This is a genomic window from Sphingomonas sp. C3-2, assembly GCF_033025475.1.
GTDB lineage: Bacteria > Pseudomonadota > Alphaproteobacteria > Sphingomonadales > Sphingomonadaceae > Sphingobium_A.
This window is the reverse complement of sequence record NZ_CP130322.1, coordinates 2,027,108-2,042,816: the sequence shown is the minus strand read 5'-3', so window position 1 is coordinate 2,042,816 and position 15,709 is coordinate 2,027,108. Positions and strand designations below refer to the sequence as shown.

Annotated in this window: 16 protein-coding genes; 9 read left to right on the top strand and 7 right to left on the bottom strand. The window is 67.8% G+C overall.

Going from position 1 to position 15,709, the window contains the following annotated elements:
- The first annotated feature begins 95 nt into the window (after positions 1-95).
- The 3 genes from QYC26_RS09895 (at position 96) to QYC26_RS09885 (ending at position 2,852) form a co-directional block, all read left to right on the top strand.
- Positions 96-1,169 (top strand): FUSC family protein, encoded by a 1,074-nt coding sequence (locus QYC26_RS09895; RefSeq protein WP_317512069.1) that lies wholly within the window; start codon positions 96-98, stop codon positions 1,167-1,169.
- Between the two features lie 61 nt (positions 1,170-1,230).
- Positions 1,231-1,698, top strand: a complete 468-nt coding sequence (locus QYC26_RS09890) for a RidA family protein (protein ID WP_317512068.1) — start codon at positions 1,231-1,233, stop codon at positions 1,696-1,698.
- Between the two features lie 17 nt (positions 1,699-1,715).
- Entirely contained in the window at positions 1,716-2,852 is a 1,137-nt protein-coding gene (locus tag QYC26_RS09885; protein ID WP_317512067.1) for a GNAT family N-acetyltransferase, read from the top strand.
- A gap of 15 nt (positions 2,853-2,867) precedes the next feature.
- Here QYC26_RS09885 and QYC26_RS09880 read toward each other — a convergent pair whose 3' ends face one another.
- From QYC26_RS09880 to tsaD, 7 genes are all read right to left on the bottom strand, one after another.
- A complete protein-coding gene (locus QYC26_RS09880) occupies positions 2,868-3,008 on the bottom strand; it encodes a hypothetical protein (RefSeq protein ID WP_317512066.1) in 141 nt (46 codons plus the stop codon).
- Between the two features lie 149 nt (positions 3,009-3,157).
- The gene (locus tag QYC26_RS09875; RefSeq protein WP_317512065.1) at positions 3,158-4,360 is read right to left on the bottom strand and encodes a pyridoxal phosphate-dependent aminotransferase; all 1,203 of its coding nucleotides are present in this window, start codon (positions 4,358-4,360) and stop codon (positions 3,158-3,160) included.
- 92 nt (positions 4,361-4,452) lie between these two features.
- Positions 4,453-6,228 carry an aminodeoxychorismate synthase component I gene (pabB, locus tag QYC26_RS09870; RefSeq protein WP_317512064.1) on the bottom strand — a complete coding sequence of 592 codons (1,776 nt, stop codon included), beginning with the start codon at positions 6,226-6,228 and terminating at the stop codon, positions 4,453-4,455.
- 60 nt (positions 6,229-6,288) lie between these two features.
- A complete protein-coding gene (locus QYC26_RS09865) occupies positions 6,289-6,912 on the bottom strand; it encodes a Pr6Pr family membrane protein (protein ID WP_317512063.1) in 624 nt (207 codons plus the stop codon).
- A gap of 72 nt (positions 6,913-6,984) precedes the next feature.
- Positions 6,985-7,332, bottom strand: a complete 348-nt coding sequence (locus QYC26_RS09860; protein ID WP_317512062.1) for a phasin family protein — start codon at positions 7,330-7,332, stop codon at positions 6,985-6,987.
- Between the two features lie 279 nt (positions 7,333-7,611).
- Positions 7,612-8,589, bottom strand: coding sequence for an NAD(P)H-dependent glycerol-3-phosphate dehydrogenase (locus QYC26_RS09855; protein ID WP_317512061.1), 978 nt, complete (start codon positions 8,587-8,589; stop codon positions 7,612-7,614).
- Complete coding sequence (gene tsaD / locus QYC26_RS09850; protein ID WP_317512060.1) at positions 8,586-9,632, bottom strand: tRNA (adenosine(37)-N6)-threonylcarbamoyltransferase complex transferase subunit TsaD; 1,047 nt, start codon at positions 9,630-9,632, stop codon at positions 8,586-8,588. The genes QYC26_RS09855 and tsaD overlap by 4 nt, the downstream gene beginning before the upstream one ends.
- Positions 9,633-9,675: 43 nt before the next feature.
- Between tsaD and hemC the strand changes: the two genes are divergently transcribed.
- From hemC to QYC26_RS09820, 6 genes are all read left to right on the top strand, one after another.
- Positions 9,676-10,602: a hydroxymethylbilane synthase gene (gene hemC / locus QYC26_RS09845; protein ID WP_317512059.1), complete on the top strand. Its 927-nt coding sequence runs from the start codon at positions 9,676-9,678 to the stop codon at positions 10,600-10,602.
- A complete protein-coding gene (locus QYC26_RS09840) occupies positions 10,599-11,315 on the top strand; it encodes a uroporphyrinogen-III synthase (protein WP_317512058.1) in 717 nt (238 codons plus the stop codon). Before hemC ends, QYC26_RS09840 begins: the two co-directional genes overlap by 4 nt.
- The gene (locus QYC26_RS09835) at positions 11,312-12,295 is read left to right on the top strand and encodes a hypothetical protein (RefSeq protein ID WP_317512057.1); all 984 of its coding nucleotides are present in this window, start codon (positions 11,312-11,314) and stop codon (positions 12,293-12,295) included. Before QYC26_RS09840 ends, QYC26_RS09835 begins: the two co-directional genes overlap by 4 nt.
- Positions 12,296-12,314: 19 nt before the next feature.
- Entirely contained in the window at positions 12,315-13,256 is a 942-nt protein-coding gene (gene tilS, locus QYC26_RS09830; protein ID WP_317512056.1) for a tRNA lysidine(34) synthetase TilS, read from the top strand.
- A gap of 90 nt (positions 13,257-13,346) precedes the next feature.
- Entirely contained in the window at positions 13,347-15,302 is a 1,956-nt protein-coding gene (ftsH, locus tag QYC26_RS09825; RefSeq protein ID WP_317512055.1) for an ATP-dependent zinc metalloprotease FtsH, read from the top strand.
- A 5-nt stretch (positions 15,303-15,307) separates the two neighbouring features.
- Entirely contained in the window at positions 15,308-15,706 is a 399-nt protein-coding gene (locus QYC26_RS09820) for a hypothetical protein (RefSeq protein WP_317512054.1), read from the top strand.
- Positions 15,707-15,709: the final 3 nt, after the last annotated feature.

The following is a 15,709-nucleotide window of genomic DNA, read 5'->3' as shown; positions in this document are numbered from 1 at the left end:
GGGCCCCGCCTGTGGATAAGTCTGGAAGCCCCCTACGCAAGGCGCGGCGGCCGGGTTAGAAGCTGCGTTGAGCGATGGGGGTTTCGGGACAGCGGATGATGAACTGGATTCGGTCGCACACGGCGCAGCTTGGCCTGGCGGCACGGATTTGCGTGGCGGCGGTGCTCACCTACAGCCTGTGCCATATGCTGCGCATCGAACGCGCCGAATGGGCGGTGCTGACCTCGGTCATCGTCATGCAGGCGAGCGTGGGCGCCGCGCTGAAGGCGACGGTCGACCGTTTCGTCGGATCGCTGGGCGGCGCGATCTGGGGCGTGATCGTTTCGGTGGCGATGCCGCACGGCGATCCGGTCGCGCTGGGCGTGGCGCTAGCCGTCGCGCTCGCCCCGCTGGCGCTGCTCGTCGCGATGAAACCCGCCTACCGGATCGCGCCGGTTACCGCGATCATCCTGATGCTCACCCCTGCCTTGCCCGGCACCGGGGTGTTCGAAACGGGGATCCAGCGGATGCTCGAAATCGCGCTCGGCAGCGCGGTGGCGCTTGTCGTCTCGCTCGTCATCTTCCCGACGCGCGCGCATGAGGCACTGACCAATGCCGCCGGGCGCGCATTGGGGCTGCTCGCCAATCTGGCCGACATGCTGGGGCGCGGGCTGGCCGGCACGGGCGACACGGCGGCGTTTTTCCGCCAGCACGACCAGATCCGCAAGGCGATCGCGCTGGCCGAGACGATCGCCGACGAGGCCGCCCGCGAAAAGCGCATCAACCTCACCTCCGCGCCCGATCCGCTGCCGATCTGCCGCACGCTCCGCCGTATCCGCCACGACATGACGATGATCGGACGTGCCACCCCCGACCCGCTGCCCGGTGACGCCGCCGCGCTGACGCCGGTAACACTTGCGGCGATTCAGGCGATCAGCATCTTCCTGCGCGAAACCGCCGATGCGCTGGCGAGCCATGAACCGCCGCGCTCGATGGCCGCGGTCAGCGACGCGATCTCGGCCTATGTCGCCGCCGCATCGGCGCTGCGCCGCGACCAGACGGCATCGGGCCTGTCGGACGACATGATCGCGCGGATCTATGGGATCGGGTTCGCGTTCGAGCAATTGCAACGCGACCTGGGCGACCTTGTCGACCGGACGCAGGAATTCGCGGTGCGGCGACGGCGCTGACGCCGCCGGCCTGAACACGGCGCCCCTTGACGGCGGCGCGCAAAGAGCGGAACCCGGTGGCATGACTGACAGCATTACGCAGAAACTCGCAGAACTCGGGCTGTCGCTGCCCGAGGCAGCTGCCCCCGTCGCCGCCTATGTCCCCGCCGTCGAAGCGGGCGGGCTGCTCCACGTCTCCGGCCAGCTGCCGTTCAAGGACGGCGCGCTGATGAAGGGCCGCCTCGGCGAAGACCGGGACACCGATTATGGCTATGAAGCCGCACGCGCCTGCGCGCTGATGCTCGTGGCGCAGATCGAAAAGGCGCTCGGCTCGCTCGACCGTGTCGAACGCATCGTCAAGCTCGGCGCGTTCGTAGCGTCGACCCCCGATTTCACCGACCAGCCCAAGGTGGCCAATGGCGCGTCCGAACTGATGGTCGCGCTGTTCGGCGATGCCGGCCGCCACGCGCGCAGCGCCGTGGGCGTGCCCGTGCTGCCGCTGGGCGCGGCGGTGGAGGTTGACGCAATCGTCGCGGTGCGCCCCGCCTGAACCGAACCGGCTCTGCCATGAGCGACGCCGACATCATCGCCCGCATCGCGCCCGGCATCGCATCGATCGATGCGCGCGCCTGGGACCGCCTTGCGGGCGCGGCAAATCCGTTCGTGTCCCATGCTTTCCTCTCCGCGCTGGAAGATTCGGGAAGCGTGGGGCGCGGCACCGGATGGCAGCCGCTGCCGATCGTGATCGACGGCCCCGGCGGGCTGGCCGGTGCGCTGCCCGCTTATGGCAAGAGCCACAGCCAGGGCGAATATGTCTTCGATCAAGGCTGGGCGCAGGCCTATGAGGGCGCAGGCGGCCATTATTATCCCAAGCTGCAGATCGCGGTGCCCTTTTCGCCGGTCCCGGGGCCACGGGTGCTGGCGCAGGACCCGGCCAGCGCGCACGCGCTGATCGCCGCCGCCGAGGCGCTTGTCCGCCAGAACGGGCTCAGCTCGGCGCATGCGACCTTTGTCAGCCCCGAGCAGCTTGGCCTGTTCGAGGATGCCGGCTGGCTCATCCGATCCGACAGCCAATATCACTGGGCGAACCGCGACTACCGCGATTTCGACGATTTTCTGGGTGCCCTCGCCTCGCGCAAGCGCAAGGCGATCCGCAAGGAACGCGCCGCCGCGCTGGCGGGGATCGAGATCGTCCAGCTCCAGGGCCGCGCGATCACCGAGGCCGACTGGGATGCGTTCTGGGTCTTTTACCAGGACACCGGCGCGCGCAAATGGGGCCGCCCCTATCTGACCCGCGACTTTTTCAGCCTGTTGGCCGAGCGGATGGGGGACAGGCTGCTCCTGATGTTCGCGCGGCGCGGCGGGCGGGCAATTGCCGGCGCGCTCAACCTGATCGGCGCGGATACACTTTACGGGCGCTATTGGGGCTGCACCGAGGAGGTGCCCTTCCTCCATTTCGAGCTCTGCTATTATCAGGCGATCGAGGCCGCGATCGCGCGTAAGCTCGCGCGGGTCGAGGCGGGGGCGCAGGGCGATCACAAGCTCGCGCGCGGCTATGAGCCGGTGGCCACATGGTCGGCGCATTATATCGCGGATAAGGGGTTTCGCGGGGCCGTCAGTGATTTTCTGCGCCGCGAACGCGAGGCGGTGGCGCACGATATCGCCGCGCTCACCGAAATGGGGCCGTTCAAGCGCAGCGGCTGAACGGCCGGAACCGCGTCAGGCGATTCCCGCAGCGGCCTTGAGCGCGTCGACGACCGGATTGACGATATCCGGCTGCGCCAGCAGCATAACGAGCGCGCCAATGCCGAAGCCGCCGGCGAAACGCTGGAACAGATCCGATTTCAACAGTGCAGCCATGTTCACATCTCCGGGCCGCAAATACGCGCGGCGCGTCATAAAACCGAAAACAATGCGTGGCAGATGCCACCATGCCCCTTTCCGTCCGGTGAACGGAAAAATGGCGAAAAAAGAGAGACGGGCGGCCGGAGCCACCCGGTCCCACCGGCTCAGCGCAGGTCTGCGCAGGCCTTCTGGATACGCGTGCAGGCTTCGGTCAGGATCGCTTCCGAGGTCGCATAGCTGACGCGGAAAGCGGGCTCGAGGCCGAAGGCAGCGCCATGTACGGCGGCGACGCGCGCCTGATCAAGGAAGTAGTCGATCAACACCGCATCGTTTTCGATCAACAACCCGGCGGGCGTCTTCTTGCCGATCAGGCCCGACACGTCGGGATAGACATAGAAAGCGCCTTCGGGGGTGGGGCAGTTCAGCCCGTCGATCTGGTTCAGCATGCCGACGACGAGGTCGCGACGCTTCTTGAACGAGACATTGCGGTCGGCCAGGAAGCTCTGATCCCCGTTGAGCGCGGCGGTGGCCGCCGCCTGCGCGATCGAGCAGGGGTTCGAGGTCGACTGCGACTGGAGCTTGGCCATCGCCTTGATCAGCCAGGCCGGGCCACCGGCGAAGCCGATGCGCCAGCCGGTCATCGAATAGGCCTTGGAGCAGCCGTTCACGGTGAGCGTGCGATCGTAGAGATCGGGCGCGACCTGCGCGATCGTGGTGAATTCGAAATCGTCATAGACGATGTGCTCGTACATGTCGTCGGCCATCACCAGCACATGCGGGTAGCGGCGGAGCACGTCGGCGAGCGCTTCGAGTTCGGCGCGGGTATAGGCGGCGCCCGACGGGTTCGACGGCGAGTTGAGGATCAGCCACTTGGTCTTGGGGCTGATCGCCGCTTCGAGCTGGGCTGCGGTGATCTTGTAGTTCTGCTCGGCCGACGCCTTGATGAAGACGGGCGTGCCACCGGCAAAGTTCACGATGTCGGGATAGCTGACCCAATAGGGCGCGGGCACGATCACTTCGTCGCCGGGGTTCACGCTGGCGACGAGCGCGTTGAACAGGGTGTGCTTGCCACCGACGTTCACGCTGATCTGGTTCGCGGCATAATCAAGGCCGTTGTCGCGCTTGAACTTGTTCGCGATCGCGTCCTTCAGTTCGGCGGTGCCGTCGACATTGGTGTACTTGGTCTGGCCCTTGCGGATCGCTTCGATCGCGGCTTCCTTGACGAAGTCGGGCGTGTCGAAATCGGGCTCGCCGGCGCTCAGGCCGATCACGTCGACGCCTGCGCGTTTCAGCTCGAGCACACGGCTGGTCATCGCCAATGTTGCGGAGGGCTGGATGCGATCGAGCGCGGCGGAGGTCTGAGACATTCGAATAAGCTCCCTTGTGCGGTGCAGCGCGTCCTTAGTCGCCTAGCCCCGGTCTCGCAACGGCACCGACCAAAGATTTCGTATATGTGCCCTCAAACCTTGCTTGAGAGCCGCGCCGGGATCAGACCGCGCAACGCATTGCCGATCAGGAAGCCGCCGCGCAGGTCGTCGGGCTCCAGATCGCGCTCGACCGCGCGCCCTTCGGCGATGAGCGAGTCGCGCAGCACGCCGGGCAGCAGCCCGCGCGCGCTGGGCGGGGTCAGCAACACCCCGTCGCGCTCGACGAAGAGCGAGGTGAAGCTGCCTTCGGTGAGCCGCCCCTGCGGATCGGTGAACACCACCTCGAAACACCCCGATTGCTTGTGCGCGCGGGTGTAGAAACCCCGGTCGGTCGTCTTGTGGCGCAGCCGGAAATCGCCGGGATGCACCGGAAGCGGCGCGATCGCTACCGAAACCGGGCCGTCGGGCGCCTGAGGCAGCGGCCGTGTTTCGACCGCGAGCGCACCGCTGCGCGCCAAGAGCAGCCGCACACGCGAGGGATGGCGCAGCCGGAAGGTCGCGGCCTGAAGCTCGTTGCGCACGACATGCCGGTCGAACGCGAAACCGAAAACATCGGCGCTGGCCTTCAGCCGGTCGAGGTGCCGGTCGAGGTGGAGCAACCCTTCGGCCGGATCGAAGCCCATGGTTTCGACCAGATCGAAACGTGGGCGCGGCCCTTCGACGAACGCGCCCTTGGCCAGGCATTCGTTCCATTCGTCGCCGGGGCGTGAATCCGCCACTATGCCCGAGCCCAGTCCCATCATCGCACGCGTATCGCCATCCTTTATATGTAGCGTGCGAATGGCGACATTGAACGCGGCGTCACCATTTGGATCGATTCTTCCGAGCGCGCCGGTATAGGCGTGGCGCGGTTCGCGCTCGACTTCATGGATGATTTCCATCGCGCGGATCTTGGGCGCGCCGGTGATCGATCCGCACGGATAGATGGCGCGCAGCACGTCGACCGCGGCCTTGCCGGGCAGGATGTCGGCGGTGACGGTCGATGTCATCTGATGGACGGTGGGGTAGGTTTCGACCGCGAAGAGCGCGGGCACCTTCACCGACCCCGAGACCGCGACGCGCGACAGGTCGTTGCGCAGCAGATCGACGATCATCAGATTTTCGGCGCATTGCTTGGGGTCGGTGCGCAGCTGCTCGATAATCGCCGCGTCCGCCTCTGCCGAGGCGCCGCGCGTGGCGGTGCCCTTCATCGGGCGGGTGGTGAGCCGGCCGCCGCGCAGGCTGAAGAACAGCTCGGGCGAAAGCGACAACAGCCAGTCATGCCCGGTGTAGACCACCCCGCCATAGCCCGCGCGCGCGCGACGGCGCAGCCCGGCATATACCGCGAGCGGATGGCCGATCAGATCGACCGTCGCCTGAAAGGTGAGATTGGCCTGATAGATGTCGCCCGCCGAAATATAATTCTGCACACGGCCGAGCGCGGCCTCATAATCGGCGCGCGAGATGCTGGGGCGCGGCGCGCTGACCAGCGCACCCGCCGGATCGGGGAGCATCCCCGCCACGGCATCGGCATCGATCTGCTCGTAACCACGGAACAGCCCGAACCAGAGCAGCGGCAGCACCCCGCCCGGATGCTGGAGCGCGCGCAGCCGCGGCTCGAGCGCAAGACCCGCCTCATAGGACAGGAAACCGGCAGCGTGCAGCCCCTTGGCCTGCGCGGCGGCGATGCGGTCGAGCGCGGCGGAGACATTGCTCGCCCCTTGCGCCGCAACCACCTCGACCGGATCAGCATAAAGCCGCGCGGGCGCCGCGCCGGAGGTGCGCGCGTCGTCGAAAAGGACAAAGGGCTTAGCCGGATCGAGCGCCATAGCGCGCTGTTGCCCCGAACAGGGGCGCTTCGTAAAGCGAAACTCGTGAAATGCGCGCGTTCATCGCCGCGGCACCAGCCGGTCGACCACGACGACCAGCACGCACAGCGCCCCGAACAGGATGAAGAGCATCACCGCATTGGCGATCACCTCGACATAGCCGTGGCGCATGACATCGAGCAGCGGGGTGGGATAGCGATGCGTGATCGCGCCGCGCATGAGCACCGCGAGCACATAGAGCACGGGATAGGCGAGCATGCGCGGCACCGTGTTCCACAGCAGCGGCTGGTTGCGATCAAAGGCGAGCCACCAGCCCAGATAGAAGATCGGCCCGATGATGATGAGGAGCAGGCTGGCGAGCGGCGCGGGATAGCCGGGCAGCCCGCCCACGCTTTGCGTAACCTGCTGGAACAGGATGACGAACAGCATCGCCGCGGCGATCGCCGCGCGGTGGACCGAGACGCGGAAGAAGCGCAGCCAGCCTTCGCTGGCGAGATAGGACAGATAGACGAGCAGCGCGCCGATATGGGTGATGACGGCAAAGGCGAAGAGATAGCCGCCGACCGCCTCCACCATGCCGTGCCCCGCCGCAAGCGAGGCCGGGAAGACGACGATGCCGTGAACGGCAAGCGCGGCTAGGCTGATCGCACAGCCCAGCAGCGCGCCGATCTGCCCGGCTGTCATGCGGCGGGCTTCAGCAGCAGACCGGGCGGCGCGGCTGCGCACGCCCGGTCTGCGATATTGCGGGCTCGGGGGTTATTTCCCGCCCCCTTCGCTGTCGATCGCGCGCTTGCCAAGCTGGACGATCAGGTCGCCCACCTCGCGCGCCATCGACATGTTCCGCGCGCCCTGTTCGCGGATATAATCGCCCTGGATGCGCAGCACCTCGGCCAGGCTGCCGGCGGTGGCCGCCGCGCGCATCGCGGCAAAGGCGTCGCGGCTATTGGCTTCGGCATGTTCGATCATCTTGAGGCTGATCGTCGCCGAATTTTCCGCCGCCTTGCGCCCGGCATCGGTCAATGGCTCGAAAAACCCCTCAAGCCCCGGCTTGTTCGCATCAGCATTGCCAGCCCCTGTCGTGCCGGTCTTTGCCTTTTCCGCCATTTCGCTCTCCTTCGCTTGCCGATCCGGCCTTGCTGCCGGCGTGCACTTCCGAGCTTTGGGAAGGAGCGGGGCGCTTCTGCGCGCGTGCGGCAGGATCGATCGCGGCGATCCTGTATCCGGATGCGACGGGCCTGATCATGCGTTCCTCCCTGTTCGTCAGAGAGGATTGCCGAAAGACCGGGGAGAGACAAGCCCTTGAGTGTCCTGGCCCTTGAGTGTCTTGGCGCTTGCGTGTCTCGGCCCTTGCGCGGATTGCCCCTTGGCCGCTGACCGCCGCGATCAGGTTTCGGCGCGAATGGGGCGGGACAGCATATCGGCCACCACCGCGCCCACCGGCGCGCTGTTTTCCAGCAGCGCGCACACCGCTTCGACCACGGGCATCTCCACGCCCGCCGCGCGCGCCGCCTGGTGCAGCACGGGCGCGGTGAACGCGCCTTCGGCCACGGTGCGCCGGTCGGCGAGCAATTCGGAAGCGGGCCGCCCCTCGCCCAGTCCATGGCCGAGCGAGAAGTTGCGCGACTGGGTGGACGAGCAGGTGAGGACGAGATCGCCCAGCCCCGAAAGCCCGCCCAGCGTTTCGGCGCGCGCGCCGCGTGCGGTGCCGAACCGCGTCATTTCCGCAAAGCCGCGCGCAATGAGCGCGGCGCGGGCATTGAGGCCAAGGCCCAGCCCCTCGACCACGCCGCAAGCGATGGCGAGCACATTCTTGACCGCGCCGCCGATTTCGGCGCCCACCACGTCGTTCGACAGATAGGGCCGGAAATAGGGCTGCGCCATGCGTTCGGCGAGCGCCTGCGCAGCCGCGTCATCGGCGCAGGCAAGCGTCACCGCGGTGGGCAGCCCGCGCGCCACCTCGGCCGCGAAGGTCGGGCCAGAGATCACCGCGATCGGCGCCTGGGGCTGCACCTCGGCCACGATTTCGGAGACGAGCTTTTGCGTACCCGCCTCGATCCCCTTCGAACACAGGACCAGCGGGCGGGTGCCGACCGTCATGCCCGAAAGCACGCGGCGCACATGCTGCGCCGGGGTGACCACCAGAAGCGCGTCGCAATCGTCCAGATCGGCGAGCGAGCCCGTCGCCCGGATGGCGGGGTTGAGCGACACACCGGCCAGATAATGCGTGTTCTCGTGCGTGGCGTTGACCGCATCCACGACCTCGGGCTCGAGCGCCCAGAGCGTGACAGGCGCGCCATCCGATGCCGCCACCTGCGCCAGCGCGGTGCCCCATGCGCCCGCCCCGATCACCCCGATCTTCATGCCTTCACTCCCGCGCCGCGCGCCTTTTCTGCATTGGGGTCGAGCGGCCAGCGCGGCCGCGCCGCGAAATCGAGCGGATCGGTCAGCCCCGCTTCGAACCGTTCGGCCCCGGCCCAGGCGATCATTGCGCCATTATCGGTGCACAGCCAGAGCGGCGGCGCAAAAAAGGGCAGATCATGCGCAGCCGCCAGCGCCTCGAGCGCCCCGCGCACCGCCTGATTGGCCGCCACCCCGCCAGCCACCACCAGCGCAGTGGGCTGCACCGCCTCTTCGGACACGCGCGCCAGCGCGCGGCGCGTGCGATCGACGAGACAATCGACCACCGCCTGCTGGAACGACGCGGCGATATCCTCGGCCGAATGGGTGTTGGCGTCGCGCGCGCGGAGCACCGCGCTCTTCAACCCGGCAAAGGAGAAATGCGGCTCGGCCGTGCCGACCAGCGGGCGCGGCAGCTTCACCGCCTTGGGATCGCCCAGCTTCGCCGCCTGCTCGACGCGCGGCCCGCCCGGAAAACCAAGGCCAAGCAGCTTGGCCGTCTTGTCGAACGCCTCGCCCGCGGCATCGTCGATCGTCGTCGCGAGCCGGCGATAATTGCCGACGCCCTCGACAAGCAGCAGCTGGCAGTGCCCGCCCGAAACGAGCAGCAGCAGATAGGGAAATTGCAGATCGGGATCGGCCAGCCGCGGCGAGAGCGCATGGCCTTCGAGATGGTTGACCGCGATGAGCGGCTTGTCCGCCGCCAGCGCCAGCGCCTTGGCGGTGACCAGCCCCACCATCACCCCGCCGATGAGCCCCGGCCCGGCGGTCGCGGCGACGGCATCGATCTGATCGAGCGTCACGCCAGCATCGGCCAGCGCTTGCGCGACCAGCGGCTCCAGCGCCTCGACATGCGCGCGCGCCGCGATTTCGGGCACCACCCCGCCAAAGGGGCGATGCGCCTCTTCCTGTCCCGCCAGCGCATGCGACAGAATCTGCCGATCGGTGCTGACGACAGCGGCGGCGGTTTCGTCGCAGCTGGATTCTATGCCGAGGATGAGTGCCATTGGTCCTTTTCTCTAGTGCCGTTCATCGCTAGCACAAGCCGCCATGACATCCCTCTCCTTTCCCCTGAAGCTCGGAACACGCGGCTCGCCCCTGGCGCTGACGCAGGCGCATATGGTGCGCGACGCGCTGATCGCCACCCATGGTTGGGCCGATAACGCCATCGAAATCGTGATCGTGAAGACCACGGGCGACAAGGTGCAGGACCGCGCGCTCGCCGATATCGGCGGCAAGGCGCTGTGGACCAAGGAGCTCGATATCGCGCTGTTCGACGGCCGGATCGATTTCGCGGTCCATTCGATGAAGGATGTCGAAACGATCCGCCCGCCAGAGATCGTGATCGCCGCGATGCTCGAACGCGCCGATGTCCGCGATCGGCTGATCGGCGCGGACAGCCTCGCCGCAATCCCGCAAAATGGCCGGGTGGGCACCAGCTCGCCGCGCCGGTCCGCGCAGATGCGCCGCGCACGCGCCGACCTGTCGGTCGTACTGTTCCGCGGCAATGTCGACACGCGGCTCAACCGATTGGCCGAGGGCGAGGCGGAGGTGACGCTGCTCGCCGCCGCCGGGCTCGACCGGCTGGGGCGCGACGATGTCGGCCATGCGATTCCGGTGGAAACCATGCTTCCCGCCCCGTCGCAGGGCGCGGTGGGGATCGAATGCCTCGGTGCCCGCGCCGATCTGCGCGCGGCGATCGACGCGATCTGCCATGCAGACACCTTTGCCTGCGTGATGGCCGAACGCGCGCTTCTGGAAAAGCTGGGCGCCGATTGCCATGCCCCCGTCGCCGCGCTTGCGGTGCGCGCGGGCGATGATCTGTGGCTGCGCGCCGAGATCCTCAGCATGGACGGCGCCGAGCAGCATGGCGGCGAGACGCGCCTTGCCCCCGGCGACCACGCAGCGGTTTACGCGCTCGCCGAAAGCCTGCTCGACCGCGCCAGCCCCGCGCTGCGGAGCCTTTTCACGGGATGACGCCCCCCGCATATCGGCGCCCGCTTCTGATCCTGCGTCCCGAGCCGGGCGCAGCGGAGACGCTGGCCCGCGCACAGGCGCTGGGCCTCAGCGCGCGCACGGTGCCGCTGTTCACCGTCGGCCCGCTCGCCTGGACACCGCCCGCGCCGGAAGCGTTCGACGCGGTGATGATCACCAGCGCCAACACGCTGCGCCACGGCGGCGTGGATGTTGCGCGTTACCAGGCACTCCCCGCCTATGTCGTTGGCGGTGCCACCGCCGCTGCGGTGCGCGCCGCCGGCTTTGAAACCGTCCATATCGGCCCCGGCGACGCGATCGGGCTGATCGATCTGCTCGTGCAAAACGGGGTGGCGCGCGTGCTCCATCTGTGCGGCGCCGATCGCCGCGAGCCCGATAGCCGGGGCGTCGCGATCACCCGCATCGCCACCTATGCCGCGCGCGCCGTCGAGCACCCGCACGGGCTGGAAGCCGCGCTGGCCGAGACCCCCGTCGCCATGCTCCATTCGCCCCGCGCAGCGATGCATTTCGCGAAGCTGGTGCCCGACAGGCGCGGTATCGCGATCGCCGCGATCAGCGCCAACGCCGCTGAGGCCGCGGGCCCCGGATGGCAGCGCGTGGCGATTGCCGAGCATCCCGACGATGCGGCACTGCTGGCGCTGGCGGCCCATATGTGCAAACACAGCGACAGTTTGAGCGAGGACAAGGCCGGATGACCAGGGATTACGTACCGATCGAAGGAGAAGCCAGACCGGGACGACCGATCCGGACGATCCTGATTGCGGTCGTCATCGCCTTTGCCGCAGGCCTGATCGCGATGGGCTGGTTCCTCAAAAGCAGCGACGGCGCGTCATGGTTTACCCGCCAGCCCGCGCCGGTGCGCAGCGCGGCGGTCGCCGAACTCGATCGCAAGATTGCACCCGATGGCGCGGTGAACGCGGTTCCGCCGGTGCAGGCCGTGGTCGATCCGCAGGCCGCCGACGAACTGCTCACCCGCGTGCGCGATCTTGAACAGCGGCTGGCGCGGATCAGCGTCAGCGCCGATGCGGCATCGGGCAATGCCGCGCGCGCCGAAGGGCTGCTTGTGGCCTTTGCCGCGCGCCGCGCGCTCGATCGCGGCATGGCGCTCGGCTATATCGAAGGCCAGCTGCGCGACCGCTTCGGCGACAGCCAGCCGCGCGCGGTGGCGACGATCATCGCCGCCTCGCGCCAGCCGGTGACGCTCAACGATCTGCAGACGAGCCTCGGCGATCTTGGCCCCGAGCTGACCGGCGGCGGCAGCGAAGCCGGCTGGTGGGACGGCGTGAAGCGCGAGGTGGGCGAGCTTTTCGTGCTGCGCAAGGCGGGCACCCCCTCGCCCATTCCGTCCGAACGGCTGGCCCGCGCCAAGCGCCGGCTTGAGGGCAATCAGGTCGATGCGGCGATGACCGAAGTGGCCCGCATGCCCGGCCGCGCCAAGGCCGATGACTGGATGGCGGCCGCGCGCCGTTATGTCGAGGCACGCCGCGCGCTCGACACGCTCGAAGCCGCCGCGATCCTGACGCCGCGCATCCTGTCGGGCAATCCGGCACCCGCCCCGACGCAACCGGCGCTCCCCGTGCCGCAGCCCGACGCGCAGCCCGAAGTGCAGCCACAGACCCCCGAGCCCACCGCGCAGGCGACCCCGCCCGCGCCCGCCGCCAACACCCCGTCCTGATGCGGGGTCGGCGCCTGCATTGACCATTTCGCCTGCCGATCTGGCGCGCTTTCGCGCCGATGCTGCCGATGTTGACCGGTCGTCCGCGCCGCTGATCGTCGCGGTGTCGGGTGGGCCGGACAGCCTTGCGCTGCTGCTGCTCGCCGAGGCGGCCTGGGGTGACCGCGTCATCGCCGCCACGGTCGACCATGGCCTGCGCGCGGAATCGGCGGCCGAGGCGACATATGTCGCGCAGATCTGCGCCGCGCGCGGCATCGCGCACGCCATCCTTGCGCCCGATGCGCCGATCACCGGATCGCTGCAGGCCGAGGCGCGGCGCGCGCGCTACCATCTGCTCGAAACCCTGCGCCAAAGCCGGGGCGCAGCGTTCATCCTGACCGCGCACCATGCCGATGATCAGGCCGAAACGCTGCTGATGCGGCTCAACCGCGGCGCGGGCGTGGGGGGGCTTGCGGGCATTCGCGCGGTGAACGGCGCGGTCGTCCGCCCGCTTCTGGGTTGGCGGCGCGCCGAGTTGGAGGCGATCGTGGGGCAGGCGGGCCTCGTCGCACTGCGCGATCCGTCCAACGAGAATCCGCGTTTCGACCGCGTACGCATGCGCCGCCATCTGGCCGAGGCGAACTGGATAGACCGCGCCGCGCTCGCCCGCAGCGCGCGCCATCTGGCCGAGGCCGAACAGGCGATTACATGGTCGGTCGACCAGCTGGAGCCCACCCATTTGCGGCGCGAGGACGGCGCGGTGCTGATCACGCCCGATGCGCTGCCCCCCGAAATCCTGCGCCGGCTCGTGCTGCGCGCCATCACGCTGCTCAGCCCCGAGGCCGCGCCCAGCGGCCCCGAGCTCGACCGCGCGCTGGCGGCGCTGGCCGAAGGCCGGCAAGCGAGCCTCGGCGCGCTGCTGGTGCGCGGCGGGGCATTGTGGAGAATCTGGCCAGCCCCTGCCCGACGCGCGGCGAATTGAGCGACCAGCGGACCGAAATACACGGCCGTTGCATTGTGTTTAAACTTTGAACCCCTATTTTAGGGACAGAGATTCTTTGCGGAAACCCTGATGAACGAAAACGACAACAAGCCGCCCGAAACCAACCCCTGGATGAAGAGCCTTCTCATCTGGGTCGGTATCCTCGTGTCGCTGGCGCTGTTCGTAACCATGTTCGACGGACGCACGCGCATCGCGAATGCGGAGGGGATCGCCTATTCCGAATTCCTCCAGCGCGTCGATGAAGGCTCGGTCAAGAAGGTCGAGATCGCGGGCGACGTCGTCTCGGGTACGCTGACCGACGACAAGGCGTTCCGCACCTATGCGCCGAACGATCCGATGCTGATCGAGCGTCTCAAGGAAAAGAACGTCAATTTCAGCGCCAAGCCCGAGGAACAGCCGTCGATCTGGATGGTCATCCTCTATCAGTCGCTGCCCTTCATCCTGATCATCGGCATCGCGTTCTTCATCATGCGCCAGATGCAGAAAAATGCAGGCTCGGGCGCGATGGGTTTCGGCAAGTCGCGCGCGCGCATGCTGACGCAGAAGGAAGGCCGCGTGACCTTTGACGACGTCGCCGGCATCGACGAGGCGCGCGAGGAGCTGCAGGAAATCGTCGACTTCCTGAAGGACCCGACCAAATTCGCCCGCCTCGGCGGCAAGATCCCGAAGGGCGCGCTGCTCGTCGGCTCGCCCGGCACCGGCAAGACGCTGCTCGCCCGTGCAATTGCGGGCGAAGCGGGCGTCCCCTTCTTCACCATTTCGGGGTCGGACTTCGTTGAAATGTTCGTCGGCGTCGGCGCGAGCCGTGTCCGCGACATGTTCGAACAGGCCAAGAAGAACGCGCCCTGCATCGTCTTCATCGACGAAATCGATGCGGTCGGCCGCCACCGCGGCGCCGGTCTTGGCAACGGCAATGACGAGCGTGAACAGACGCTCAACCAGTTGCTCGTCGAGATGGACGGTTTCGAGGCCAATGAAGGCATCATCATCGTCGCGGCCACCAACCGCCCCGACGTGCTCGATCCCGCGCTGCTTCGTCCGGGCCGCTTCGACCGCCAGGTCGTCGTTCCCCGCCCGGATATCGAGGGCCGCGAGAAGATCCTGCTCGTCCACATGAAGAAGACGCCGCTCGCCCCCGATGTCGATCCGCGCACCATCGCGCGCGGCACGCCGGGCTTTTCGGGTGCCGATCTCGCCAACCTCGTCAACGAGGCCGCGCTCCTCGCCGCGCGCAAGGGCAAGCGCCTGATTGCGATGCAGGAGTTCGAAGAGGCCAAGGACAAGGTCATGATGGGCTCCGAACGCAAGTCCATGGCGATGACCGAGGACGAGAAAAAGGCCACCGCCTATCACGAAGCCGGCCACGCGCTCGTTTCGCTCCACGTGCCGGGTTGCGACCCGCTGCACAAGGTGACGATCATTCCGCGCGGCCGCGCGCTGGGCGTGACCTGGAACCTGCCCGATCGCGATCGCTATTCGATGACGATGAAGCAGATGAAGGCTAAGCTCGCGCTCTGCTTCGGTGGCCGGATCGCCGAACAGCTGATCTACGGCATGGACGAGCTCAACACCGGCGCTTCCAACGACATCCAGCAGGCCACCGACATGGCCCGTGCGATGGTGATGGAATATGGCATGTCCGAAAAGCTCGGCTGGCTGCGCTACCGCGACAATCAGGACGAGGTGTTCCTCGGCCATTCGGTTGCCCGCGCGCAGAACATGTCCGAAGAAACCTCGCGCCTCATCGACAGCGAAGTGCGCCGTCTGGTCGAGGAAGGCGAGGCAGCCGCCCGCAAGGTGCTGACCGACAATCTCGATCAGCTCCACCGTCTGGCCGAAGCGCTGCTCGAATATGAGACGCTCTCGGGCGAGGAATCGAAGCGCGTCATCGTGGGCGAGGATATCGGCCGCCATGACGGCAGCTACCGGCGTCCGCAGGCACTGGGCACGGGGGGGTCGTCCATCCCCAAGACCCGGCGCCCGCGCGGTGGCGGGTTCGGTGATCCGGCGCCACAGGGCGCCTGATCGTAATGCCTTTGTTGTCGGCCTGGCTGCTGACCGTGACGGCGCTTGCACCTGCAGGCGCCGTTGGCGTTTCTGCCCCCCCGCTCAGCGCGCAGGATATCAGCGTCAAGGACCTGCTCGCCCGCGCCGATGCGGTGCGCGCGCTCGGCCCGCTCGCAGCAGAGTCGGAAGAGCTGGCCGCGATGAAGCGCGATATCGCGCGGATCGCGCGCGGCTATCGCACAATGCTGACCCAGAGCACGGGGCGCGGCGAGCCGCCGCACAGCTGCCCGCCGCCACGCTCGGGGCTCACCTCGTCCGACCTGTTCGGCGCGCTGGGTGCCGTGCCGCCCGAAAAGCGCGCGGAGATGGGGGTGAGCATGGTCTATGCCGATCTCATGAAAAAACGCTATCCGTGCGTCTGAAAC